Origin of the sequence: Branchiibius cervicis, from assembly GCF_042661605.1 — a bacterium.
Classification (GTDB): domain Bacteria; phylum Actinomycetota; class Actinomycetes; order Actinomycetales; family Dermatophilaceae; genus Branchiibius; species Branchiibius cervicis.
On record NZ_JBHSWJ010000002.1, the window covers coordinates 1,490,023 to 1,512,010 of the forward strand.

The window sequence follows — 21,988 nt, forward strand, 5'->3', positions numbered from 1 at the left end:
CCTGCCCGTAACGCGACCGTCACATAGCTCGCCTACCGTCGAACAACAGACCGCGCCACTCGCCCGAGGGGAGCCGCCAATGTTCGACCTGGTCGATCCGTTCATCGGCACCGCCGCCACCGACCTGCCGCAGCCGCACGGCATCGCGGCGAGTTGGTGGTGGCCGAAGCCGCAGGTCGGCAACACCCATCCCGGTGCGACCTACCCGTTCGGGATGGTGTCGGCCTGTGCCTACTCCGGTGCCTATCCCACGGGGTACGGCATCTACGAGCTGGGCACGGAGGGTCTGCCGGTGCCGATGACCGACCGGATGCGCGTGTCGGGTTTCACCCACTTCCAGCAATCGGGCACCGGCGCGATCCGCAAGTACTACAACTACTTCCGGGTCACCCCGATGCTCAGCACGTTGGACGATCTGGGTACGGCGTGGCAGGTGCGCGACGAGTACGCGGAGCCGGGTTACTACCGCGCCGAACTCGAGACCGGGATCGTCTGCGAGATCACCGTCGGACCCAAGAGCGCGGTGCACCGGTACACCTTCCCCGAGAGTCGCGACGCCCGGCTGGTCGTCGACTTCTCGACCGGCGGGTTGGCGATCCCGTACGGCGAGACCGTCCCGTTGCGGGCGCACCTGGAGTTCCTGCGCCAGGGCAGTGCGCGCGGTGAGGTGGTCATGGAGGGTGCCCCACTCGCCGTACACCTGGAATGCGACGCCACGGACTTCCGTCAGGTCCTGTGGTACGACCGGCGCATCATGCCCGGGGGATCGCGGTTGGATTTCGCCGACATCCGACCGACCACGTTGCGCCCGTTCGGCCTGATGTGGGCCGGGCCCTCCGTCGCGGGTCAGACGGTGGAACTGCGAATGGGCTTCTCGCTGAGGGGAACCGAGCAGGCGAAAGCCAATCTGGCGGCGGACACCGGCAACCTGGTCGGCGGCTTCCATGCGCGGCGCCAGCAGACCCAGGACGTCTGGCGCGATCATCTGTCGCAGATCACGGTGTCGACTCCCGATCGCGACCAGGGCACCGTGATGGCTACCGCGCTCTACCACTCGCTGATGAAGCCGTGCTTCGCCAAGGACGAGAGTCCGTTCTGGCCGACCAACGGTCCGTTCGTCTACGACCTGTGCACCATGTGGGACATCTACAAGACGCAGCTGCCGTTGATGACCCTGCTGCGACCCAAGCGGGCCGTCGACCTGGCCAACGCGCTGCTGAAGATTTGCGAGGAGGAGGAAACTTCCCTATCGGCTACCGCATGGCACGCGGCGCGGACCGTTTCTCGCGGCAGGGAAGTGCCTTGGCGCACACACTGTTCGCCGATCTGTGCCAGTTGCGGATGCCCGGTGTGGACTGGGACCGCGCCGTCGTGCACATGCACGCCGATCTGCGCCGCACGTACGGCGAGGAGTACCTACGCGACGGCATCACCCATCCGATCAGCCACGTTCTCGACCTGGCCTTCGGCTATTGGTGCGCGGCGGTGGTGGCCGACGCCATCGACGACCAGGCTCTGGTCGACGATCTGGCGCCCTGGGCGGACGGCTGGCCGGCAGCGTTCAATCCGGAGACCGGGCTGATGGCCAAGTCGACGTTCTACGAAGGCGGCCCGTGGAACTACTCGTTCCGGCTGCTGCACGACATGGCCGCCCGGATCAAGGTGGCCGGGGGTGAGGACCGGTTCGTGGAGTTGCTCGACCGATTCTTCGGTTACGGAGCACCTGCGGTGGTGCAACCCGGGCTGCGACCGGGCCGGGACGAGCTCGAACGGGGCTATGAGCTGGGCCGGTTCGAGGGGATGAACAACGAACCGGACATGGAAGCGCCGTGGGCCTACCACTACGCCGGCCGTCCCGACCGCACCGCGGAGGTCGTGCACGCCGCGGTGCACCAGATGTTCGGCACCGGCCCGGGCGGGCTCGCCGGCAACGACGACTCGGGCGCAATCTCGTCGTGGTACGTCTGGGCGAGCCTGGGCCTGTTCCCGGTGGCCGGCCAGAACGTGGTGCTGTTGCATCCGCCGGCGTTCGAGGAAGCCGAGATCCGCACCGCCGAATCCGAAATCTTCATTCGTACCAGCGGTTTCCGGGCGCCGAGCCGGGACACCGCACCGCAGTACATCCAGTCCGTGCGCCTCGACGGTGTCGAGGTTCCGCAGACCTGGTTGACCATGAGCGATCTGCACCGTGGCGGAGAGCTGCACATCACGCTGGGCGACACCCCCTCCGATTGGGGATCCTCGCTCCGGCCACCGTCCCGGCCCAGCGTCGGGGCAACCGCACTCGCAACGGGGGTTACGAAATGATGCCAGCACCGGAAGTCGTTCTCGAGCGGTACCGCCGCTTGGTCATCGTGGTCCGCGCGGACCCGGTCATCTGCGGTCATTCGGTCGAAGCGCGCAACATCGCAGAGGCCGCTCTGCAACGCGGCTTCACCGACGTGCGGATCCTCAGCTGGCCGTTGGACCGGTTGGAGGCGGCAGGTCTGCCGTTGAAGCCGTTGGACGGTGTCCAGCCCTACAGCCCTGGCATCACCGTCGAGCGGCCTGAACCGGTCGGTGACTACCGTGTCGTGGACGGTCGCTGGTACGCCGGACTGGTCGGCCGATTGGTCGAGTTGTTCACTGACGGCACTCCGACGATCTGTCTGAGCCTCTATCTGTCGCCGCACACCACGGCCGTCACGGACGCGCTCACCGTCGCCCAGCGCGTGGGGCTACCACTCGACGTACTCACGATCGCCGAAGCGGTCGGATCGGACATCACCAACGTCATCCGTGACTGCGTCGAGAAGGACCGGTACGGCGCGGCCGTGCACCTGTTGTCGGCCTACCTGACCAACGATTGTGTGCTCGCGGTCTCGCGGTACACCAAGGAACTGATCGTCGCTGAAGCCGCCGAACTCGATGCCCGGCACGGCACCTCGTTCGCCCACGAGTGCCGGCGGCGGATCCAGATCTCCTACCCGGCGCTGGACACGGCGTCGTATCGCTCGATTCCGCAAGCGGAGGCGAACGCGGTGATGGCCCGGCGCGGCCTGGCGGGGAGCGGTACGTGTTGTTTCTGTCCCGGCTGGTCAAGGCCAAGGGCATACCCGATCTGATCGCCGGTTATGAACGCAGCGGGGTCAGCGATCAAGTGCGGCTGATCATCGCGGGCCAGGGCCCTCAGGAGGAGCAGGTGCGAGAAATGGCGGCCGCCTCGCCGTTGGCCGACCGGATCACGGTCCTCACGGATGTGGACGACGATGAGAAGCCGGCGCTGATGCGCGGCTGCACCGCGTTCGTGCTGCCGACCCTGCCGCGCCCGGAGTTCGTGGAGACCTTCGGGATCGCTCTGGTGGAGAACATGCTCGCCGGTGGTGGACCGGTCATCACCACCGAGACCGGTGGGGTTCCCGAGGCAGTGGGCGACACCGCGATCACCGTGCCGGTGAGCGATCCGGAGGCCATCGCGCAGGCGCTGCGAGCGGTGACCGCCATGACCCAGCAGGAGTGGGTCGCGCACAGCAGCAAAGCGGTCGATTACGCGCTGCAGTTCGACCGGGCCGTCGTTCTGGACACCATGCTGGGCTACCTGACGCACTCCTTGGAAGGGGTTGCCTGCTGATCCGGATTGGCTGTTTCCAGGCTGGTTTGCTTCGGTAGGTCTGTGCTCCTTTCGCTGCCCGCCGCCACCGACACCACCACGGTGTCCGATCCGGCGGCGGCAAGTGGCACCGCAACGGACACCCCGACCGAGACGTCGACGACTCCGCAAACCACACCGGCACCGACGACGCCACCTGATAGCGCGACGTCCACTGAACCTGAGGGCGGGCAGACCGCTCGGACCACGACGACACCTGGTTCGTCATCGATCTCCACCACGACCACGACCACGCCCACGGTGACGACGACCACCACTTCGACCACGACGAGCACCAGCACCCAGGTCGAATGGATCAGTCCCCCGGCGGCCGCCAGCGGGAATGTGCCCTGGCCGCTCGCACTGACCGGCGTCGTCGTGACGCTCGCCGCGATCGCCGCAGGAATTGCCTGGTACGTCAAGACCCGCGCTGCGGGTCGGCGGGCGGCGGGTCGTCCAGCCCACACCACTGCCGCCCCGCAGGTTGCCCAGCCGGCCTCTCCCACGGACCGGCGAGACCTCCTGAGGTTCCTGACGGTGCTGGGCGAGGCCATGCTCGACATCAGCGCGCCGTTGATCCAGGTCAATCACACGCTGCGCAAGGTGGCCGCGGCGGGCGGCGAACCGAAGGCGGCCATCATCACCTTGCCGACCGCGCTGCTGGTCTCGGTACCGGGCGTCGAAGACTCGGCGACAGCGGCGATCGGCGGCGGGGAACGAGACATCGACCTGAGCCAGATGCAGGGCGTCACCGAAGTGGCGGAACAGGCCGGTGACGGAAGCCTCACGCCACGCGACGGGCTCGCGCGGCTGAGCGCCATCGCGGACGCCGACTACCCCTACCCCGCGGTGGTACAGGTGGCCGGATACACCGGGATGAGCATCGGAATCGCGTTGCTTCTCGGGGCCAACCCGCTGGATCTGGGTGTCGCGGCGGTGCTAGGGGTGTTGACCGCGGTGGTCCTGCGCTGGACGGCCCGCATCGACCCGGTGTACTCCGCGATGGTCGTGCTGGCGACTGCTTTTGTCGTTGCCGTCATCACCTTCCTGCTGGCGAGGACCGGGTGGGATCTGAATCTGCTGGCGGTCCTCATTCCGCCGCTGATCACGTTCCTGCCGGGTGCCCAGTTGACCAACGGCACCATCGACCTGGTCACCAAACAGATCGTGTCCGGTTCGTCGCGCCTCGCGTCCGGTTTCATGCAGTTGGCGTTGCTGGCGGTCGGGATCACCGCCGCAGCGTCGCTGCTCGGTGTGCCGGCTAGTCTCACGCGCAACGCGCAGTCGGTCTTCGGGCCGCTGGCGCCGTGGGCGGGGGTGCTGATCTACGGCACCGGTCTGGTCTTCTACAAGGCGGCCCGACCCGGCGCACGCCGGTGGATCCTGTTGGTGCTGGTGGTCGCATACGCCGGGCAGGTGGTGGGCGGTCTGCTGTTCGGTAGCGCCGTCTCAGCCATGGTCGGTGCGTTCTTCATGACACCGGCGGCGATGATCGTCTCTACCCGGCCGACCGGGCCACCGCCGTTGGTCAGCTTCCTGCCCGCGTTCTGGTTGCTGGTGCCCGGTGCCCTGGGCCTGGTCGGTGTCACCACAGCCGTCGGCGGAGGCAGCACCGCGGTCGCGACCCTGATCACCACGGCGACCACGCTGGTGACCATCTCCCTCGGCGTACTGGCCGGGCTGGCGGTCAGCCGACCGTTCGAGGACCGCCTGCGCGCCCGCTCAGCCCGTCGGTAGCTGATCCGATACGTCCTTCAACCGGACTCCTGTCGCGCCCAGTTGTCGAGCGCCGACGATCAATGCGGCGATGGTGCGGGCAGCCGTCCCGTAGTCCAGGCCGTGCGGCGGTCGGATATTGGAGACGCAGTTGCGGGCGGAGTCCAGCACCCCCGGCTGCGGTCGCCAGGTCAGGTAGGCCCCGAGAGAATCACTGGCGGACAGGCCGGGACGTTCGCCGATGAGCACCAACACCATCCGGGCACCCAGCGCCTGACCGATGTGGTCGCCGAGCGCGACCCGGGCCTGGGTGGCGATCACCGGCGCAGCGACGGTGGTGGGGGAGTCCAACAGCGGGAGCAACGCCTGCAGGAGGGGTACGCCGTGCGTCTGGGTTGCGACCGCGCTCAGTCCGTCGGCGAGTACCACCGCCACCTCCGCGTCGCCCGGGTCAGGCAGCGGGCCGCCCGGGGCGCGGCCCAGGTCCGGACGGGTGAGGTACGTCGACCGGTCCGGGGCCGCCGACGGCACCACGAGCGCGGGGCCGAGCCCCAGTCCGTCGAGTTCCCGCCGCAACGTCGGCACATCGAGCTGCGCATGGACCGCGTCACGCGCCGCAGCATGGGCAGCGGTAGCGGAAAGTACCGCAGCAGTCGGCGTTCCGGTCCCGGCCCGTCCGATACCGATCCGGGCAGGCGTGTGTCGACGCAGGCGTCCCCATAGGTCGTCGCTCACGCCAGTTCCTTCAGCGGGCTCGTGCTGGCGTCGATGGCCTGGATGCTCCCGTCACCGGCCAGGAGACCGAGCCGGTCCAGCCAGGACTCGAACTCCGGCGCCGGTCGCTTGCCGAGCACCCGGCGCAGGTAGAGCGCGTCGTGGAAGGAGGTCGACTGATACCCGAGCATGACGTCGTCGGCGCCGGGGACACCCATCACATAGGTGCAGCCTGCCGCGCCCAGTAGCGTCAGCAGGGTGTCCATGTCGTCCTGATCCGCCTCGGCGTGGTTGGTATAACAGACGTCCACGCCCATCGGCAGACCGAGAAGCTTGCCGCAGAAGTGATCCTCCAGCCCGGCCCGGATGATCTGCTTGCCGTCGTAGAGGTACTCAGGGCCGATGAAACCCACGACGGTGTTGACCAGGAGGGGTTCGAACGCCCGGGCGACACCGTAGGCGCGTGCTTCGAGCGTCTGCTGGTCGACCGGGCGGCCGTCGGTGCCCCAATGGGCATCGGCCGACAGCGCTGCGCCCTGGCCGGTCTCGAAGTACATGACGTTGTCGCCGACGGTGCCGCGGCCCAGAGACCGGGCGGCGGCCAGGGCCTCGTGGAGGGTGGCCAGTTCGACACCGAAACCCTCGTTGGCCCGTTGGGTTCCGGCGATGGACTGGAAGACCAGGTCGACCGGTGCTCCGGCGCCGATCAGGTCGAGGGTCGTGGTGACGTGGGTGAGCACGCACGACTGGGTGGGGATCTCGTAGCGGATGATGATCTCATCGAGCAGGCGCAGTAGGTCGCTCACGGTGCGCGGATTGTCCGAGGCGGGATTGATGCCGATGACCGCGTCACCGGAGCCCAGAAGCAGTCCGTCGAGCACACTGGCCGCTATCCCGGTGCGGTCGTCGGTCGGATGGTTGGGCTGCAGCCGGGTGGAGAACCGCCCCGGCAGCCCGATGGTGTCGCGAAAAGCCGTCGTCACCTGGCAGGCCTCCGCCACCGCGATCAGGTCCTGGTTGCGCATGATCTTGCTGACCGCCGCCGCCATCTCCGGAGTCAGTCCCGCACGGACGTCGGCCAGGGCGGAATGGTCGCCGCGGCCTGCTGCTTCGAGCAACCACTCTCGCAGTCCGCCGACGGTCAGGGCGGCAACCGGTGCGAACGCGGCCCGATCGTGAGCGGCCAGGATCAGCCGGGTGACATCGTCGGTCTCGGGAGGCACGACGTACTCGGTGAGGAAGAGTGACAGTGGCAGGTCTGCCAGAACCCATTGCGCCGCAGCGCGTTCTGCTCCGGACTGCGCGGCGCAGCCGGCCAGGACGTCACCCGATCGCAGGGGGTCGCCTTGGCGAGGACGTCGACCAGCCCGTCGAATGCGTAGCTTCGCTGGTTGATCGTCTGGCGGTACTTCACGTGGTGGTCGGCTCCGGTTCCGGATCGGTCGTCGTGGTGGCCGAATCGATGGTCGTGATCGGTCCAGTGAACCAGTGCTTGACCGAGACGTGCCAGTAGATCCACAGCAGGAGGAGGGCAACCGGAACCACGATGATCGCGTAGTTGACGTACTTCATCGAGAAACCGTCGACCCAGGGCACGCCGACGTTCAGGGTCGGTAGGAGGCCGACGATCGACATCACGCCGATCTCGATGGCCGCGACCAGGTTCATCCAGCGATATTTGCTGCCGTTGTTCCACGATCCCGCCTTGAAGGCGGACCCGGCCTTCCAGCGCAGGAAGATCGGGATACCGAAGGACAGGTACAGCCCGATGACGCCGATCGACACGACGGCGAAGAAGGCGACCGGCACCGGCGCACCGTTCACGTCCACCTTGACCAGCGCCGGCAGTGTCAGCAGCAGCGCGATCACGGCCGCCGCGATGACCGCGTAGACCGGCACCTTCTTGGCGTTCAGCCTCGACCAGTACTGGGAGCCGGGTACGGCCCGGTCACGACTGAACGCGAAGAACATCCGGCTGGTCGAGGTCATGCAGGCGCACGTGCAGAAGAACTGTCCGGCGGTGGAGATCAGAACGACCAGACCGGCCACCTTGGGATCCAGCGCCTGGCCGAAGATGGCGAACACCGATCCGCCGCCCTCGCTGACCTTGTCCGAATCCTGCACGGCGAACAGGAACGACAGCAGGAGGATCCAACCGCCGATGGCCGAGTAGAAGATCGACCGCCAGATGCCTCGCGCGGCGGAGTTGGCGGCCGACTTGGTCTCCTCGGACAAGTGCACCGAGGCGTCGTAGCCGGTGATCGTGTACTGCGTCAGGATCGCCGACAGCGGTAGGACGTAGAGCAGGAATCCCCACCCGCTGGTGTGCCCGCCGAAGAAGCCGGTGTTGTTGATCGTCTTGGTGAACACGTCCGACAGCGAGGCGTGGTGAGCGCCGGACTTCAGGAAGAACCACAAGATCGCGACCACGACGATCGAGCCGATGACGTGCCACCACACCGAGATGTTGTTCAGGACCGCCAGCAGGTGACTGGAGAAGATGTTGATCGCTGCAGCAAGGGCCAGGATGACGATGAATTCGATGAACACCCGGGTCAGTGAGTAGCTGGAGGCCCACGAGTCGCTGTAGTACCCGACGAAGGTGTCGAAGAAGCTCGCGCAGCCGTAGGCGACGGAGGCGTCGATGGCCAGCAGGCCGATCAGATTCAGCCAGCCGGTGTAGTAACCGGCTTTGGGCCCGCCGAGTTTACTTGCCCACCAGTAGATTCCGCCCGAGGTGGGATACGCGGACACCAACTCGGACATGCAGAAACCGATGACCATGATGAACGCGGCCACGATCGGCCAGCCCCACGCGATCGCCGCGGGGCCGCCGTTGTTCCAGCCGAGGCCGAAGCTGGTGAAGCAGCCCGCCAAGATCGAGATGATGGAGAAGGAGATGGCGAAGTTGGAGAACCCCGACCAGTTGCGCGACAACTCCTGCTTGTACCCCAGGCTCGCCAGGTGGGCTTCGTCGTCAAGGGGTTCGTAACCTTCGGGCATGACTGATGCTCCTTCCGCGGTCGGCGAAGGGCCCACGCCGGCGGGGGCTCGTGCTGTGGCAACAGTGTGCCGCCTGCGTGCGTGACGCGGTGAGAATTCGCCCGGATCGTGTTGCGGGGCCGAGCGATCGCCCGACCCCGCAACAGCTTCCGATGTGCTCCGGTCAGTGACCCCGGCCCAGCAACTGGGCGAGACTGAACGACATGGCACCCATACCGGTGACGTCGTCGTACCCCGGGGTCGTGCTCAGCGAGGTGTCCTTGTCCATGGTGATGAGGAACCGGTGTCCGCTCGTGGCGGAGGTGTACTCGACCGCCACCGGCGTGGCCGACGGCTTGACGTCCCGGAACGACCCGGGCAACACGCGGTCCAGCGCGTACAACGTGGGGTTGGCGAACCCGATTTTGGCGTGCGTCACCTGCTGGGAGAGCGCCACCATCGCCGCGGTGAGCGGCGAGGCCAAGGAGGTTCCGCCGTACGTCTCGTTCTCGTAGTCCGCCGTGGCCAGGGTGCCGTCATCGGTGATCGGGCTGATCCCGATCTGGAAGCCGGTGTAGGGGTCGGCCAGGGCAGCGACGTCCGGGGAGACCCGCTTGCCTGCGGACAGCGAGTTCGGCACGACACCCTTCTGGTACGCCGGCTCGGCGAACAGTGTGCTCACCCCGCCGCCGGCGCCGCCGCCGAACGCTCCGGGTAGCGCACCGGCGTAGGTCGAGGTGCCGTCGGCGTTGTCCACGATGCGCTGATAGGCCGTGCCCCAACCGGTTTCGACGGCCAGCTTGCCCTTGTTGTCGATTCCCATGGAGGTGCCGCCCACCGAGGTGACGAACGGGTCGGAGGCGGGGAAGTCAGGCTCGGGGGTGCCGAGCGCCGCCGCTTCGTCACCGTTGTCCCCGCTGGAGAAGTACAGCCCGATCCCTTCGCCGGCCGCCTGCACGAAGATGTTCTGCTCACCTGCGAGCACCTCGGCCGGGACGTCCTCACCGACATCGCCCCAGCTGTTGCTCACCACCGTGGCCAGCTTCTTGTCGATGATCGTCGACAGTGCCATATCCAGGCCGCCGCCGCAGTTGAAACCCCCGACGTAGAGGATCTTGGCCTTGGGGGCGATCGAATGAACGGCCTGCACGTCGAGCGATTGCTCACCTTGCCAACCGCTCGGACCCTCACACGCCTTCTCGTCGTAGAAGGTGCCGGGCACGATCTGCTGGTACTGCCCGGCGCCCAGCGCGGGCTCGCCGCTCTGCGCCGCCAGCGCATTGGTGTCGGAGACGATGGTGGGTGAGGCGTAGGCGTCCGTGATCGCGACCGTCTGGCCAGAACCGTTGACGCCCAGCGCGTTCCACGTCTTCAGGTTGTAACCCGAGCGCAGCTGCTTGGCGTCGTAGCCGCAGATGTTGGTCGGGTACGACGTCTGCCCGTTGTACGCGGCCGGCACCGAGGCGGTGTACTGGCCCCAGTACTGCGAACACGCGGCCGTGGCCGAGGGGGTCGTCTGCTGCGTGCTGCGAGCCTGTGCCGTGGCCCGGTTCAGCGTCGAAGAACCCGATGCCTTGTCCACGTGTCCCGGCGAGACCAGATCGGGCCGGGTCTGCAGCCGCGACTGGTCGAGGCTGACCGCGCTGACCAGTTTCGCGACATCGGACGGCAGGGACGGGGCCTTGGCCGGGGCGGCCAGACGGGTACCCGCGTGGTGGTAGAGGTGCATCGAGGTCGAGAAGGCGGCGTTGACCTGGTCGGCGGTCCCGCGGAAGATCACGTACAGCCGGCTGGCCGGTGTGCCGGTGATGGTCAGGCCCTCGGATTTCAGTTTGTCGACCACGATCGCGTAGTCGGCGGCCGAGGGGGAGAAGCGGCCGATCCACTGGCTTGGCGACAGCGGGTGCCGGTAGAGCGGACTGCCCGGCGTGGACACTGCGGTCGCGAGGGCCTCAGCACCCTGCTTGTCCCGCAGGTTCAGGTAGATCTCGCCCTCGACGGTGTCGTCCGCCGGTGCCGCCCCGGCGTCCTGGGCACTCACGGCCCATGTGGGTACTGAGCCCGAGTACCTGACGGACCCATCGGCGGTCACCGACGCGTTCGCGGCAGCCGCGCCGGCGACGCTCAAGGCGAGGGTGACGGTGACGGCGGCCATCTGTTGCGATGCTCGGCGCCGGTTGTTGCGCAGTCCCATACTGTTCGTCCTCGATCTGTTGGATAGCGCGCCGATATAACGCGCCTTCGGCAAGTTACCTGCTGAGAGGCCCGCTCTTGGTGGATTAGCCGCAGTAGATCGGGAAGCCGAAAGCTATTGCGCCACACGCATATTGGACTGAATGCAACCTCGTAGCAACCTGGGTGTTTGCTGGATGTCCTGGTGTGGCAGGGTCGAAGCATGACCCTCGACATCGAAGCGTTCCGGTCCCAGTTCCCGGCCCTGGCGGCCGGTGAGGCGTACTTCGACGGCGCGGGCGGGACGCAGACACCCGCGGCGGTGGCCGAGGCGATCGCGGGCGCACTGCGGGCGCCATTGTCGAACCGCGGGGCGGGCAGCCTGGCCGCGCGGAACTCTGCGGGGTACGTCGAGGACTTCAGGTCGGCGTACGGCGACCTGGGCGCGGTGCCCGCCGAGGGCATCGTGCACGGCCGGTCAGCAACCGCGCTGACCTTCGACTTCTCCCGGACGCTGGCGCGCACGTGGGGGAGCGGCGATGAGATCGTGCTGTCGCAGCTGGACCACGACTGCAACGTGCGACCGTGGGTGATCGCCGCGCAGCGCTCGGGAGTCGCCGTGCGCTGGCTCGAACTGGATCCGGCCACCGGACAGTTCACGCCGGAGTCGGTCGAGACTGCGATCACGTCCCGGACGCGGTTGCTGGCCCTCGCCGGCGCATCCAACCTGATCGGTTCCCGTCCGGACGTGGCGGCGTTGTCCGACGCGGCACATCAGGTGGGCGCATTGGTCTGGGTGGACGGCGTGCACCACGCGGCGCATTCCTTCGTGGACCTCGCCGCGCTGGGCGCGGACTTCTACGTGTGCTCACCGTACAAGTTCTTCGGTCCGCACTGCGGCGTTCTGATTGCGAATCCTCAAGTACTGCAGCAGCTTTCGCCGGACAAGTTGCTGCCGTCGACCAACGAGTCGCCCGAGTGCTTCGAGTTGGGGACGCTGCCCTACGAACAACTGGCCGGTGCCACCGCGGCGGTCGACTTCATCGCTTCCTGGGGTGAGGGGCCGTCGCGGCGCGAGCGCCTACGGTCAGCCCACACGGCGTTCGCTGCGCACGAAACCGAGCTGCTCGGCGTACTCGACGACGGCTTGGCCGACCTGATCGGTGACGGTCGGGTGGTCAATCACTCACGGGCACAGCGGCGTACGCCGACCACGTTGCTCACCTTCGCGGCGGCCGATCCGGCGCTCATCGCCGGCACGTTGGCCGCGCAGGGCTTGATCGCACCGTCGGGAACGTTCTACGCCTACGAGCCGGCGCTGGCGTTGGGATTGGGGAGTCCGGGGGTTGCGGATCTCGTTGGCGGCGTACACCAGCCGCGAGGAGGTCGAGCGCCTCGTGGCGGCGTTGCAGTCCGCGCTCGCATAGTCGTCGCGCCGAGCTTGGTCGAGGGAATCGACATGCGACCGCCGGCGTTGGACAATAGGCACGCCACGACCGTGGCACCGGACGAGGGAGCCGTACCCGGACAGCGACAAGACGGCCGCGAGAGGTCGTGGCCGTCATGGCGTGGTTGATCCTGATCGTTTCCGGCGGGCTGGAAGCCGTGTGGGCTACGGCGCTGAGCAAGTCCGATGGGTTCTCCCGGTGGCTGCCGTCGACGATCTTCGCGGTCGCGGCCGTGGGCAGCATGGTCGGTCTGGGTTACGCGTTGCGGTCATTGCCGGTCGGCACGGCGTACGCGGTCTGGACGGCGATCGGTGCGGCCGGCACGGTCATCTACGCGATGCTCACCGGCGCCGAGTCGGTCTCGGTCCTGAAGCTGGTCTGCCTGGTGGGCATCGTGGCGTGCGTCATCGGGCTCAAGCTCGCGCACTGATCGTTGCCGGCGGGGAGTGGAGCCACCGACATGTCATTCTGAGTGTTACTTGACATAATGTAGATTATCGGACAATTTGTGTGAGCGATAGAACACCGTTAGGCCAGCCTGCTCTTCGTTGTCATCGCTGCCGATCCGGGCCATCCTGGAATCATTCAAGTTTCGGTTTAGTGACATCAGGAGATCGACATGGCTACGAAAACCACCACCGAAGTTCCCCCGTGCTGGCTGCCTCGCACGAGGTTGCGGCCGGCGCCGCGCAGTTCCTGACTCCTGTCGTCCTGGACATGGAGGCGCTGGTCGTCAACGGCAAGCAGGCGCACTGGCACGTGCGCGGTGGCAGCTTCATCGGCATCCACGAACTGCTCGATGACGTCGTGACCCACGCTCAGGACTACGCCGACACCGCCGCCGAGCGCGTGGTCGCCCTTGGCCTGCCGCTTGACTCGCGGCTGGCGACGGTCGCTGCGAAGACGACCCTGCCGGCTCTTTCAGACGGCTTCCAGCCGTGGCAGACCACCGTCGCCGAGGTCGTCGGTCTGATCGACGCCGCCCTGGTCACGGTGCGCGCAGCCATCGTCGGACTGGACGACATCGACCTGTCCAGCCAGGACGTCGCTATCGAGATCGAGCGCGGCCTGACCAAGGACCGTTGGCTGCTCCAGGCGCACATCGCGGCGTAACTGCGCCCAACGATGGCACCCTCACGAAGGTAAGGCTATGCTTACCCTTCGTGAGGTCCCATCGTCGTCGCCACCCGCTTGACCACGTGCTCATCGTCGGCTGCGCCGACGACCTGGACGACGTGGGTATCACGCTCGCTCTCCTGCCGCCGGACGCATACGGGCAGGTCTTGATCGAGGCGCCTGCTGGCGCCACCGACTGCCTCACCGCACCGCCGCGGGTTGCGATACACCGCGTCGATCCGGGCCGCGCCGGACTGGAGGCAGCCGTGTCGGCGTGGGTCGAGGAATGGATTCCCTGGGAGCCCGACCCCCGGCGCGCCGTCGCCGTCTGGGTGGGGCGGCAGGCCGGTGCGGTCGTCGACCTCGACCACCTCGACCTGGATCACCTGACGGTCTGAGGCCACCCGCGCAGGTGGCCGCACATCGCGGCTGGCGGACAATCGGTAGGTCAAAAACCCCGATCCTAGGAGTCCGCTCCGTGACCACCACGGTCCCCGCCCTGTCCGTCGCCGACAAGAACGCGTCCTTCGAAAACACCACCATCGAGCGCCGAGACCTGCGGCCCGACGACGTCCGCATCGACATCCAGTACGTCGGCATCTGCCATTCCGACATCCACACCGCCCGCAACGAGTGGGGAGGCACCCGGTACCCAGTGGTCCCGGGTCACGAGATCATCGGTACCGTCGCGGCGGTCGGCGATGAGGTCAGCCAGCACCAGGTGGGCGACATCGTCGGCGTCGGTTGCTTCGTCGACTCATGTATGGAGTGCGAAGCGTGCAAGGACGGCGAAGAGCAGTTCTGCAGCATGGGCGTCGTGCAGACCTACAACTCCCGCGAACCGGACGGTGAGCGCACCAACGGCGGCTACAGCACCCAGATCGTCGTCCGCGACCACTTCGTCCTGAAGATTCCCGACGGTGTCGATCTGGCAGCCACCACGCCGCTGTTGTGCGCCGGCATCACCACCTTCGCGCCCATGCAGCGGGCCGGGATCGGCCCGGGCACCAAGGTTGCTGTCGTGGGCATGGGCGGGCTGGGCCACGTGGCCGTCAAGATCGCCGCCGCCATGGGCGCCGAGGTGACCGTGCTGAGCCGCACCGACGCCAAGCAGGACGACGGCCGGTCCTTCGGGGCATCCAACTACCATGCGACACAGGATGGTTCGGTCTTCAAGGAGCTGGCCGGTTCGTTCGACTTCATCCTCAACACCGTCGGCGCCAGCGTCGGCCTGGATGACTACCTGGGGTTGCTCGGCCGCGGCGGACGCATGGTCAACGTCGGCGCACCCGGTGAGCCACAGGAGTTCGGGATGTTCTCACTGCTGACCAACCGTCGCGAGTACGTCGGGTCCATGGTCGGCGGACTGCCCCAAACCCAAGAGATGCTCGACTTCTGCGCGGAGCACGGCATCACCGCCACCATTGAACTGATCGACGCTGACCAGGTCGACGAGTACTACGACAAGGTCGTCGAGGGCAAGGTGCGCTACCGCGCCGTGATCGACGTCAGCACCATCGGCAGCGCCGACTGATCAGGCGGCCCGCAGGGCCGCGTGGGCGGCAGCCACCGCCTGATCGGCGTATCCCCGGCCGAAGATCACCACGTGGGCCAGCAGCGGGAAGAGCTGGTGCAAGGGAATGCGATCGCGCCACCCGGGCGCCAACGGCGACGCCTCGTCGTACGCCGATCGGATGCGTTCCAGGTGCGGGCACCCGAAGAGCGCCAACAGTGCCAGGTCGCTCTCCCGGTGACCGCCGTGGGCGGCCGGGTCGATCAGCCAGGCCGCGTCGCGGGACCACAGCACGTTGCCTGACCACAAGTCGCCGTGCAGTCGGGCCGGCGGTTCCGGCGGACCGGCCAACTGCGGCAGCCGGGTGCAGACCTCGTCGAAGACGGCCGACTCCCCCGCAGTCAGCGAGCGCTCATCGACCGCCTGCCGCACGTAGGGTTCGATCCGGGTCGCGCGCATACCAGGTGGCCCAATCATCCTCAGGCACAGGCTTGTTCAGCATTCGCGTCGCCCCGAACCAAGCCACCTGGGGACCACCGGGCGGCGCTGCGCCGAAACCGTCGGCGCCGGCCAGGTGCATGGTCGCCAAGCGCCGACCGAACTCCTCGGCGACCTGAGGATCGGGCCTGGCCGACTCGACGTACGCCGTGACAAGCCGGGCCGGGTCATGCGACAGCACCGCGGGTAGGGGCGGACCGTCCGGCACCCGCAACCATTCCAGGGAAGCCGCCTCGGCGGCGATCGCCGACTCGGGCGCGTCCTTGGCGAAGCCGCGCCGGCCGTCGCTCAGCGTGATTGGTCGCGCACCCACTGCACCACTCCGGGGGTAGCCGCCTCGACCATGGCCAGCACGTCGCGGAACTGGTCCGGGCCGTCGTAGTACGGATCGGGAACGTCGTCACTGTCAGCGCCGGGATCGAAGGAACGCAGCAGCCGCACCCGCTCGGGATCGGCGCCCAACCGGCGCAGATCCCGGGCGTGCCCGGAGTCCAGAGCCACCAACAGGTCCGCCGACAGGTCATCATCGGTGATCTGATGTGCGACGTGCGAGGTCGAATAGCCAGCCTTCTCAAGGACGTTCACCGCCCGGGGATCGGCCGGCTCCCCTTCGTGCCACGGCCCGGTCCCGGCGCTGGTCACGGTCACCCCATCGCCGAGCCCGGCATCCTCGAGGTGCCGCTGCAACACCTTCTCCCCCATCGGAGAGCGGCAGATGTTCCCCGTGCAGACGAAGACGACGCGCAACGGGTCAGACATGTTTGCCCGGCTTGGGGAAGAAGAACGAGACACGCTGTTGGTAGTCGCGATAACCGGGCCGGTCCTGCATCTTCTTCTCGGTGCGCTTCGCGCCGGTCGCGTAGATCAGGAAGTAGTTCATCGCGATCGGCGACGGGAAGGTCCATTGCGCCGGGGACGAGGCCGCCGCCGCCACGTAGGCGCCGTCCCAGAAGAGTGAGTCGCCGAAGTAGTTCGGATGCCGCGACCAACCCCACAGGCCGGTGTCGAGGACGGATGGTCGCTCGTCGCGCGGGCGGGTGGAGTAGGCGTCCTTCTGCCGGTCCGCCACTGCTTCGACCACCGCTCCGGTGACCATGATCGCGGCACCGAGCGGGTACAGCAGCCGGCGTTTGCCCCGCGGCAGGGTCGACGCCGCTGCCATCATGGTCGGCGCGGAGACCAGAAGCTGCGAAACGGCCTGCGTGACAAAGACTTTGCCCACGACACCTGCGGTCGAGGACCCGTCGAGGAACTCGGTGTAGCGCTCGTCCTCGGTGTCCTTGCCGCGCAGCCGGCCCAGCATGAGGTGCTCCAGGCGTGCCGCCCAGGCGGTCGTGAGAGCGGCAGTGGTCCATCGGCGTACGGGATCGCCGTTGCCCAGGACCGCGCCGGTGACGGCCACGGCGGCCAGGCCGGGACCCCATGCCCCGTCGGCGTAGTCGCGGCGTTGCCGCGGGATGCCGACCGCGGCGGTCACGGTTTGGATGGCGGTCACGGCTAGCGCCGAGACGCCTGCGACCCGTCGGAGGTTTCGCGTGTCGAGACTCATCGCCACCACCGTAACGATCCGCCGGTGACCCGTAGGGTGAGGGGAGATGAAAGTCACCGCGATCCCCCGGGCGATCTGGGTGCTCCTGGTGGCCAACCTGGTCATCGCCCTCGGCTATGGGCTGGTCGCGCCGGCGTTGCCCGGTTTCGCACGCAGCTTCGATGTCACCCGAGCCGCCGCCACGGTTGTGGTCTCGTCCTTCGCACTCATGCGGTTGGTGTCCGCACCGATCAGCGGCCGGTTGGTGACGCGTCTCGGCGAGCGGCGGGTCTACCTGACCGGGTTGGCGATCGTGTCGGTCTCCACGTTCGCCTGCGCTTTCGCCCGGACCTACTGGCAACTACTGGTGCTCCGGGCGGCGGGCGGTCTGGGCTCGGCAATGTTCAGTGTGTCCGCACTGGCGTTGCTGCTCCGGTTGGCGCCGCCGGACCTGCGCGGGCGGACCTCCGGTCTGTTCAGCGCCGGCTTCCTGGTCGGCAGCATCACCGGGCCGCTGATCGGCGCGGCCCTGGTCGGGTACGGGCTGCGGATGCCGTTCGTGGTCTACGCCGTCGCGCTGGTCGTCGCATCACTGGTGGTGGCGACCCAGCTACGCGGGGTCGGTGGGCGGCCGGGCACGACCGATACCGCGGGCAGCACGCTGGCCCCGGCGCTGTCGTTCCTGGCCACCCTGCGCGACCCGACGTACCGGGCGATCATCACTTCCAGCTTCACCCAGGGCTTCGCGTCCATGGGGGTACGCGTAGCGCTCGTGCCGTTGTTCGTCACCGACGCGACCGGACTGGGTAAGAGTGCGGGCTGGTCCGGTGTCGTGCTGGCGGTGTACGCCGGTGGCAACGTCGTCGCGATCGCCCTGGCCGGCCGCTTGTCCGACCAGATCGGCCGTCGGCCTCTGATGTTGGGCGGACTGGCCCTGATGGCTGCCGGCACGCTGCCGCTCGGCTACAGCAACGGACTGGTGGCGGTCTGCGCGCTGAGCGTCGTCGCCGGAGCCGGCTCGGGATTGTTCGCCCCGACCCACCAGGCGGCACTGGGCGATCTGGTGGCGGCGCGCGCCCCGGGTGGGACCGCACTGGCGGCCTTCCCGATGGCCGGGGACATCGGCGGCGTGTGCGGGCCGGTCATCGCGGGGTTCATCGCCGACCGCGTCGGATACGGACCGGCCTTTGCCCTGTCCGGGGTCGTGGCGCTGGTCGCGATCGCCTTCTGGGTGCAGGCCAGGGAGACCGCGCCTCAGGTCACATCGGTGTAGGTCACCCGGCGGACGATCTGACTGATCACCTGCTGTGATGTGCCGTAGTCCCGGGCCAGTTGCGTCTGCGACGTGCCTGCGGCCGCGGCGGCGCGGATCTGCCGGATCTGGTCGCCACTGAAGGGTTTTCGGGCGCCGGACCCACGCCGACCGCTGATGATCGAATCGATCGTGTATCGCGAGATTCCCAGGTCCGCCGCGATCTCGGTGCGCTTCTCCCCCGCGGCCACCCGGCGACGTACCTGCTCGATCTGGCCGGGCGACAGCACCTTTCGCGACGAGGCGGGTGCCGGGCGCGGCGCGTGACGATCGGGCCGTGCGGCAAGAGGCCCACCGGCGGCCACCCGCGTTCGGCCGGTGACGATCGCCGACACTGCGGTCTGAGCGATGCCGAATTCCGTTGCCAGATCGACCTGTCGGGCACCGGCGGCGTACCGCTCGCGCAACCGAACCACCTCGGCGTCGCTGAGAGCCATCAGTTCCACCGGTCCGTGGACAAGAAGACCCGCAGAGCGGAGGTGAACGCCTCGGGCTGCTCCGAGTGCAGCCAATGCCCGGCGTTCTTGATCACCACATAGGTCATCCGGGGGAACAGCCGCTCCATCTCGGGTCGGTCCTGGTCGGTGATGTAGTCCGAGCGCTCCCCCGCCAGCCACAGGACCGGGTGATCGAACGTTGCGTCGATGTGAGGGAATCCGGCGATCGGAATCAGGCTGTCGCGCAACAGCTCCAGATTGGCCTGCCACCGGAAGCCGTCGGGCGTCGACCGCAGGTTCTGCAGCAGGAAGCCACGCACCGTGTCGTCCGGCACCATCGGCTTCAACTGCTCGTCGGCCTCGCCACGACGACGGATGCGGCTCAGGTCCAACGACTTCAACGAGTCCAGGAGATGCTCGAACTGGCCGGCGCTTTCCGAATGACGAGGCGCGATGTCCGCTACGACCAACCGATCGACCAGGTCCGGATGCCGCAACGCCAGGACCATGGCCACCTTGCCCCCCATCGAGTGGCCCACGACGTGCACCGGGCCGTCCGCGGCGAACCCGTCCCGCAGGAACTGCCCGACCCGGTCGGCCAGGTCGACGTAGTCCACCTGCTCGGTCCAGTCCGAGCGCCCGTGGTTGGGCAGGTCGACCAGCAGCGAGGTGAACTGCGGGGTGAGCGACTTCGCAATCCGGGTGAAGTTCTTGCCCTGCCCGAAGAGCCCGTGCAGGAAGACGATCCGGGCGCCGTCGTCGCCGATCTGGGTGGCGTGAATCCGTATCTGCTCCACGGCACCGAACGTACTAGGCCACGATGAAGCCATGACATCCCTTCCCGATTGGGCGCTCGATCTGGGTCTGCGGCCGCATCCCGAAGGCGGTTGGTACGCCGAGACCTACCGCTCGCAGGTACCCATCGGTGACCGGGTGAGCGCCACCGCAATCGTCTTCCTGCTGATGCCGGGCGAGGAGTCCGCCTGGCACCGGGTTCGATCCGATGAGTTGTGGATCCATCAGAAGGGCGGCCCGCTGGAGCTGGACCTGGGCGGATCCGGTGAGCGCCCGCAGTACGCCGATCGGACGGTCGTCGGCTCCGACCCGTCGGTGGGCCACGTCTTCCAGTCCCTCGTGCCCGGCGGCCACTGGCAGGCGGCGCGCCCTGCCGGGGATGAACCGGTTCTTGTGGCCTGCGTGGTGACGCCGGGCTTCGATTTCGCCGACTTCGAACTGGCTCCATCCGCAGGGTGAGGCCTGCGTCGTACGGTGGCGTCATGACCACATCGGCGCAGCTGCTCCAGGATCTCTTCGACCGAATCCGGCAGGAAGCGGCCACCGTCCTCGACGGCATCAGCGAGGCCGAGTTGGCGGCAGCGCCGGGCGGCAACAATTCGGTGGCCTGGCTGCTGTGGCACACCGCCCGGGTGCAGGACGCGCAGATCGCCGACGTCGCCGGCCATGAGCAGCTGTGGACCGCGGACGGGTGGGCCCGGCGGTTCGCGTTGCCGTTCGACGACTCCGCCACAGGTTACGGCCAGAGCCTGCAGGAGACAGCTCAGGTCACCGCGAGCGCGCGGTTGCTGCGCGACTATCTCGAGGCGGTCGCGGACCGAAGTAACACCTACCTGGCCACCATCACCGATGCCGACCTCGATGAGATCGTCGATGAGAACTGGGAGCCGCCGGTGACCCTGGCGGCCCGGCTCGTCTCCATCGCCGCCGACGATCTGCAACACCTCGGTCAGGCCGCGTACATACGCGGTATGCAGCGGTGAGCCTGCATCCGCTGCGCGGGCTGACGCTGGAGCAGTTGCAGCGACGGACCAGCGTCAAGTGGCGGGCCTATCCCCCGGATGTGTTGCCGGCGTTCGTGGCCGAGATGGACGCCCACCCGGTTCCGGCAGTGGTGGAGGCGGTGAGCCGGGCGATGCGCGACGGCGACACCGGATATCCCGCCGGCAGTAGCTACGCGGAGCAGTTCGGCGCGTTCTCCGAGCAGCGGTGGGGTTGGCGCTGGGATCCCGCGCGAGCCGTTCCCATCATCGACGTCGTCACCGGTCTCTCGTTGGCCATCGAGGCCGTCACCGACCGTGGCGACACCGTCGTGCTGAGCTCACCGGTCTACGGACCGTTCTTCATGGTGATCCAGCGCACCGGCCGCACGTTGGTCGATACCCCGCTGACGACTGACGGCCGCCTGGACCTCGCCGCCCTCGAGGCGGCTTTCGCCGCCGGCACCCGCGATGGGCGCCGCGCGGCCTATCTGTTGTGCAACCCGCACAACCCGACGTCGGTGGTCCATACCGCCGAAGAACTCGCCGCGCTGGCCGACCTCGCCGACCGGTACGGCGTGCGAGTGGTCTCCGATGAGATCCACGCGCCGCTGGTCGCCGAAGGGTTCACGCCGTACCTGGACGTGCTCGGGACCGAGCAGGCGCTCACCGTGACGTCGGCGTCCAAGGCGTTCAACCTGGCCGGGCTCAAAGCTGCACTGGTCGTCGCCGGAACGCACGCACTGCCGGCTCTGGCCGACATCTCGCACATGGTCGGCGCGTTGCCCAGCCACCTGGGCGTCATCGCGCACACCGCGGCGCTGCGGGACGGTGGCGACTGGCTCGACGGGGTACAGGAGGATCTGGCCGAGAACCGGCTACTGCTGCGTGAACTGCTGAATCGCGAACTGCCACAAGTGGGTTGGGGCGGTGGGGTCGGCACCTACCTGGCCTGGCTGGACTGCCGCGACCTGGGCCTCGGCGACGACCCGGGCGAGCACTTCCTCACCGCGGGTCGCGTCGCCCTGGCCCGTGGGCCGGACTTCGGCCCGACCGGCGCCGGATTCGCCCGGCTCAACCTGGCGACCACCCCGGAATTGCTCACCGAGGCGGTCACCCGGATCCGAAGCTGCCTCGACCAGCGATAGG

At 67.9% G+C, this 21,988-nt stretch carries 22 protein-coding genes, 2 pseudogenes and 1 riboswitch; of the genes and pseudogenes, 14 read left to right on the top strand and 10 right to left on the bottom strand.

Going from position 1 to position 21,988, the window contains the following annotated elements; genetic code table 11:
• Window positions 1-79: 79 nt before the first annotated feature.
• The 5 genes and pseudogenes from ACFQBT_RS07910 to ACFQBT_RS07930 all read left to right on the top strand — a co-directional run.
• Window positions 80-1,180, top strand: a pseudogene (locus ACFQBT_RS07910) (glycoside hydrolase domain-containing protein); the annotation flags it as partial.
• 197 nt (window positions 1,181-1,377) lie between these two features.
• Window positions 1,378-2,307: a glycoside hydrolase domain-containing protein gene (locus ACFQBT_RS07915; protein ID WP_377821756.1), complete on the top strand. Its 930-nt coding sequence runs from the start codon at window positions 1,378-1,380 to the stop codon at window positions 2,305-2,307.
• On the top strand, window positions 2,304-3,104 hold the full coding sequence (locus ACFQBT_RS07920) for a hypothetical protein (RefSeq protein ID WP_377821758.1): 801 nt from the start codon (window positions 2,304-2,306) through the stop codon (window positions 3,102-3,104). The genes ACFQBT_RS07915 and ACFQBT_RS07920 overlap by 4 nt, the downstream gene beginning before the upstream one ends.
• Entirely contained in the window at window positions 3,056-3,610 is a 555-nt protein-coding gene (locus tag ACFQBT_RS07925) for a glycosyltransferase (protein ID WP_377821760.1), read from the top strand. The genes ACFQBT_RS07920 and ACFQBT_RS07925 overlap by 49 nt, the downstream gene beginning before the upstream one ends.
• Window positions 3,611-3,652: 42 nt before the next feature.
• Window positions 3,653-5,365, top strand: a complete 1,713-nt coding sequence (locus tag ACFQBT_RS07930) for a threonine/serine exporter family protein (RefSeq protein WP_377821762.1) — start codon at window positions 3,653-3,655, stop codon at window positions 5,363-5,365.
• Here the strand turns inward: ACFQBT_RS07930 and eutC are convergent.
• The 4 genes from eutC to ACFQBT_RS07950 form a co-directional block, all read right to left on the bottom strand.
• On the bottom strand, window positions 5,351-6,079 hold the full coding sequence (gene eutC, locus ACFQBT_RS07935) for an ethanolamine ammonia-lyase subunit EutC (RefSeq protein WP_377821764.1): 729 nt from the start codon (window positions 6,077-6,079) through the stop codon (window positions 5,351-5,353). The genes ACFQBT_RS07930 and eutC overlap by 15 nt on opposite strands.
• Window positions 6,076-7,539, bottom strand: a complete 1,464-nt coding sequence (locus ACFQBT_RS07940) for an ethanolamine ammonia-lyase subunit EutB (RefSeq protein WP_377825408.1) — start codon at window positions 7,537-7,539, stop codon at window positions 6,076-6,078. The genes eutC and ACFQBT_RS07940 overlap by 4 nt, the downstream gene beginning before the upstream one ends.
• Window positions 7,469-9,061, bottom strand: a complete 1,593-nt coding sequence (locus ACFQBT_RS07945) for an amino acid permease (RefSeq protein ID WP_377821766.1) — start codon at window positions 9,059-9,061, stop codon at window positions 7,469-7,471. The genes ACFQBT_RS07940 and ACFQBT_RS07945 overlap by 71 nt, the downstream gene beginning before the upstream one ends.
• 163 nt (window positions 9,062-9,224) lie before the next feature.
• The gene (locus ACFQBT_RS07950; protein WP_377821768.1) at window positions 9,225-11,195 is read right to left on the bottom strand and encodes a S53 family peptidase; all 1,971 of its coding nucleotides are present in this window, start codon (window positions 11,193-11,195) and stop codon (window positions 9,225-9,227) included.
• Between the two features lie 240 nt (window positions 11,196-11,435).
• Here ACFQBT_RS07950 and ACFQBT_RS07955 point away from each other — a divergent pair.
• The 5 genes and pseudogenes from ACFQBT_RS07955 to ACFQBT_RS07975 all read left to right on the top strand — a co-directional run.
• Window positions 11,436-12,500: pseudogene (locus tag ACFQBT_RS07955) on the top strand (aminotransferase class V-fold PLP-dependent enzyme); the annotation flags it as partial.
• Window positions 12,501-12,696: 196 nt separating this feature from the next.
• Window positions 12,697-12,759: riboswitch (guanidine-III (ykkC-III) riboswitch) on the top strand.
• A 16-nt stretch (window positions 12,760-12,775) separates the two neighbouring features.
• Entirely contained in the window at window positions 12,776-13,090 is a 315-nt protein-coding gene (locus ACFQBT_RS07960; RefSeq protein WP_377821770.1) for a DMT family transporter, read from the top strand.
• A 221-nt stretch (window positions 13,091-13,311) separates the two neighbouring features.
• On the top strand, window positions 13,312-13,773 hold the full coding sequence (locus ACFQBT_RS07965) for a Dps family protein (RefSeq protein ID WP_377821772.1): 462 nt from the start codon (window positions 13,312-13,314) through the stop codon (window positions 13,771-13,773).
• A gap of 50 nt (window positions 13,774-13,823) precedes the next feature.
• Complete coding sequence (locus ACFQBT_RS07970) at window positions 13,824-14,174, top strand: hypothetical protein (RefSeq protein WP_377821773.1); 351 nt, start codon at window positions 13,824-13,826, stop codon at window positions 14,172-14,174.
• A gap of 80 nt (window positions 14,175-14,254) precedes the next feature.
• Entirely contained in the window at window positions 14,255-15,310 is a 1,056-nt protein-coding gene (locus ACFQBT_RS07975) for an NAD(P)-dependent alcohol dehydrogenase (protein ID WP_377821775.1), read from the top strand.
• Here the strand turns inward: ACFQBT_RS07975 and ACFQBT_RS07980 are convergent, their stop codons facing one another.
• Genes ACFQBT_RS07980 through ACFQBT_RS07995 form a run of 4 tightly spaced genes read right to left on the bottom strand, consistent with a single transcriptional unit; the run spans window position 15,311 to window position 17,336 of the window.
• Window positions 15,311-15,721 carry a fructosamine kinase family protein gene (locus ACFQBT_RS07980; RefSeq protein ID WP_377821776.1) on the bottom strand — a complete coding sequence of 137 codons (411 nt, stop codon included), beginning with the start codon at window positions 15,719-15,721 and terminating at the stop codon, window positions 15,311-15,313.
• A complete protein-coding gene (locus tag ACFQBT_RS07985) occupies window positions 15,702-16,100 on the bottom strand; it encodes a hypothetical protein (protein ID WP_377821777.1) in 399 nt (132 codons plus the stop codon). Before ACFQBT_RS07985 ends, ACFQBT_RS07980 begins: the two co-directional genes overlap by 20 nt.
• The gene (locus ACFQBT_RS07990) at window positions 16,076-16,546 is read right to left on the bottom strand and encodes a low molecular weight protein-tyrosine-phosphatase (protein WP_377821778.1); all 471 of its coding nucleotides are present in this window, start codon (window positions 16,544-16,546) and stop codon (window positions 16,076-16,078) included. Before ACFQBT_RS07990 ends, ACFQBT_RS07985 begins: the two co-directional genes overlap by 25 nt.
• Window positions 16,539-17,336, bottom strand: coding sequence for a DUF1295 domain-containing protein (locus tag ACFQBT_RS07995; protein ID WP_377821779.1), 798 nt, complete (start codon window positions 17,334-17,336; stop codon window positions 16,539-16,541). Before ACFQBT_RS07995 ends, ACFQBT_RS07990 begins: the two co-directional genes overlap by 8 nt.
• Before the next feature lie 46 nt (window positions 17,337-17,382).
• Between ACFQBT_RS07995 and ACFQBT_RS08000 the strand changes: the two genes are divergently transcribed.
• Window positions 17,383-18,588, top strand: a complete 1,206-nt coding sequence (locus ACFQBT_RS08000) for an MFS transporter (RefSeq protein ID WP_377821781.1) — start codon at window positions 17,383-17,385, stop codon at window positions 18,586-18,588.
• Here the strand turns inward: ACFQBT_RS08000 and ACFQBT_RS08005 are convergent.
• Window positions 18,570-19,064, bottom strand: a complete 495-nt coding sequence (locus ACFQBT_RS08005; RefSeq protein WP_377821782.1) for a hypothetical protein — start codon at window positions 19,062-19,064, stop codon at window positions 18,570-18,572. The genes ACFQBT_RS08000 and ACFQBT_RS08005 overlap by 19 nt on opposite strands.
• The gene (locus ACFQBT_RS08010) at window positions 19,064-19,894 is read right to left on the bottom strand and encodes an alpha/beta fold hydrolase (RefSeq protein ID WP_377821784.1); all 831 of its coding nucleotides are present in this window, start codon (window positions 19,892-19,894) and stop codon (window positions 19,064-19,066) included. Before ACFQBT_RS08010 ends, ACFQBT_RS08005 begins: the two co-directional genes overlap by 1 nt.
• On the opposite strand from ACFQBT_RS08010, the gene ACFQBT_RS08015 reads away from it, so the two are divergent.
• The 3 genes from ACFQBT_RS08015 to ACFQBT_RS08025 are packed head-to-tail and all read left to right on the top strand — an operon-like array spanning window position 19,893 to window position 21,987.
• Window positions 19,893-20,318 carry a cupin domain-containing protein gene (locus ACFQBT_RS08015; RefSeq protein WP_377821786.1) on the top strand — a complete coding sequence of 142 codons (426 nt, stop codon included), beginning with the start codon at window positions 19,893-19,895 and terminating at the stop codon, window positions 20,316-20,318. The two genes, ACFQBT_RS08010 and ACFQBT_RS08015, sit on opposite strands and share 2 nt — an antisense overlap.
• Before the next feature lie 23 nt (window positions 20,319-20,341).
• Window positions 20,342-20,842 carry a mycothiol transferase gene (locus ACFQBT_RS08020; RefSeq protein WP_377821787.1) on the top strand — a complete coding sequence of 167 codons (501 nt, stop codon included), beginning with the start codon at window positions 20,342-20,344 and terminating at the stop codon, window positions 20,840-20,842.
• Window positions 20,839-21,987: a MalY/PatB family protein gene (locus ACFQBT_RS08025; protein WP_377821789.1), complete on the top strand. Its 1,149-nt coding sequence runs from the start codon at window positions 20,839-20,841 to the stop codon at window positions 21,985-21,987. The genes ACFQBT_RS08020 and ACFQBT_RS08025 overlap by 4 nt, the downstream gene beginning before the upstream one ends.
• Window position 21,988: the final 1 nt, after the last annotated feature.

Excerpts from the sequence above, each read along its gene's own strand:
- ACFQBT_RS07915 (WP_377821756.1), top strand. The coding sequence starts at position 1,378 with ATGCACGCCGATCTGCGCCGCACGTACGGCGAGGAGTACCTACGCGAC.
- ACFQBT_RS07920 (WP_377821758.1), top strand. The coding sequence starts at position 2,304 with ATGATGCCAGCACCGGAAGTCGTTCTCGAGCGGTACCGCCGCTTGGTC.
- ACFQBT_RS07945 (WP_377821766.1), bottom strand. The coding sequence starts at position 9,061 with ATGCCCGAAGGTTACGAACCCCTTGACGACGAAGCCCACCTGGCGAGC.
- ACFQBT_RS07950 (WP_377821768.1), bottom strand. The coding sequence starts at position 11,195 with ATGGCCGCCGTCACCGTCACCCTCGCCTTGAGCGTCGCCGGCGCGGCT.
- ACFQBT_RS07960 (WP_377821770.1), top strand. The coding sequence starts at position 12,776 with ATGGCGTGGTTGATCCTGATCGTTTCCGGCGGGCTGGAAGCCGTGTGG.
- ACFQBT_RS07990 (WP_377821778.1), bottom strand. The coding sequence starts at position 16,546 with ATGTCTGACCCGTTGCGCGTCGTCTTCGTCTGCACGGGGAACATCTGC.
- ACFQBT_RS07995 (WP_377821779.1), bottom strand. The coding sequence starts at position 17,336 with ATGAGTCTCGACACGCGAAACCTCCGACGGGTCGCAGGCGTCTCGGCG.
- ACFQBT_RS08000 (WP_377821781.1), top strand. The coding sequence starts at position 17,383 with ATGAAAGTCACCGCGATCCCCCGGGCGATCTGGGTGCTCCTGGTGGCC.
- ACFQBT_RS08005 (WP_377821782.1), bottom strand. The coding sequence starts at position 19,064 with ATGGCTCTCAGCGACGCCGAGGTGGTTCGGTTGCGCGAGCGGTACGCC.
- ACFQBT_RS08015 (WP_377821786.1), top strand. The coding sequence starts at position 19,893 with ATGACATCCCTTCCCGATTGGGCGCTCGATCTGGGTCTGCGGCCGCAT.
- ACFQBT_RS08010 (WP_377821784.1), bottom strand. The coding sequence starts at position 19,894 with ATGGCTTCATCGTGGCCTAGTACGTTCGGTGCCGTGGAGCAGATACGG.
- ACFQBT_RS08020 (WP_377821787.1), top strand. The coding sequence starts at position 20,342 with ATGACCACATCGGCGCAGCTGCTCCAGGATCTCTTCGACCGAATCCGG.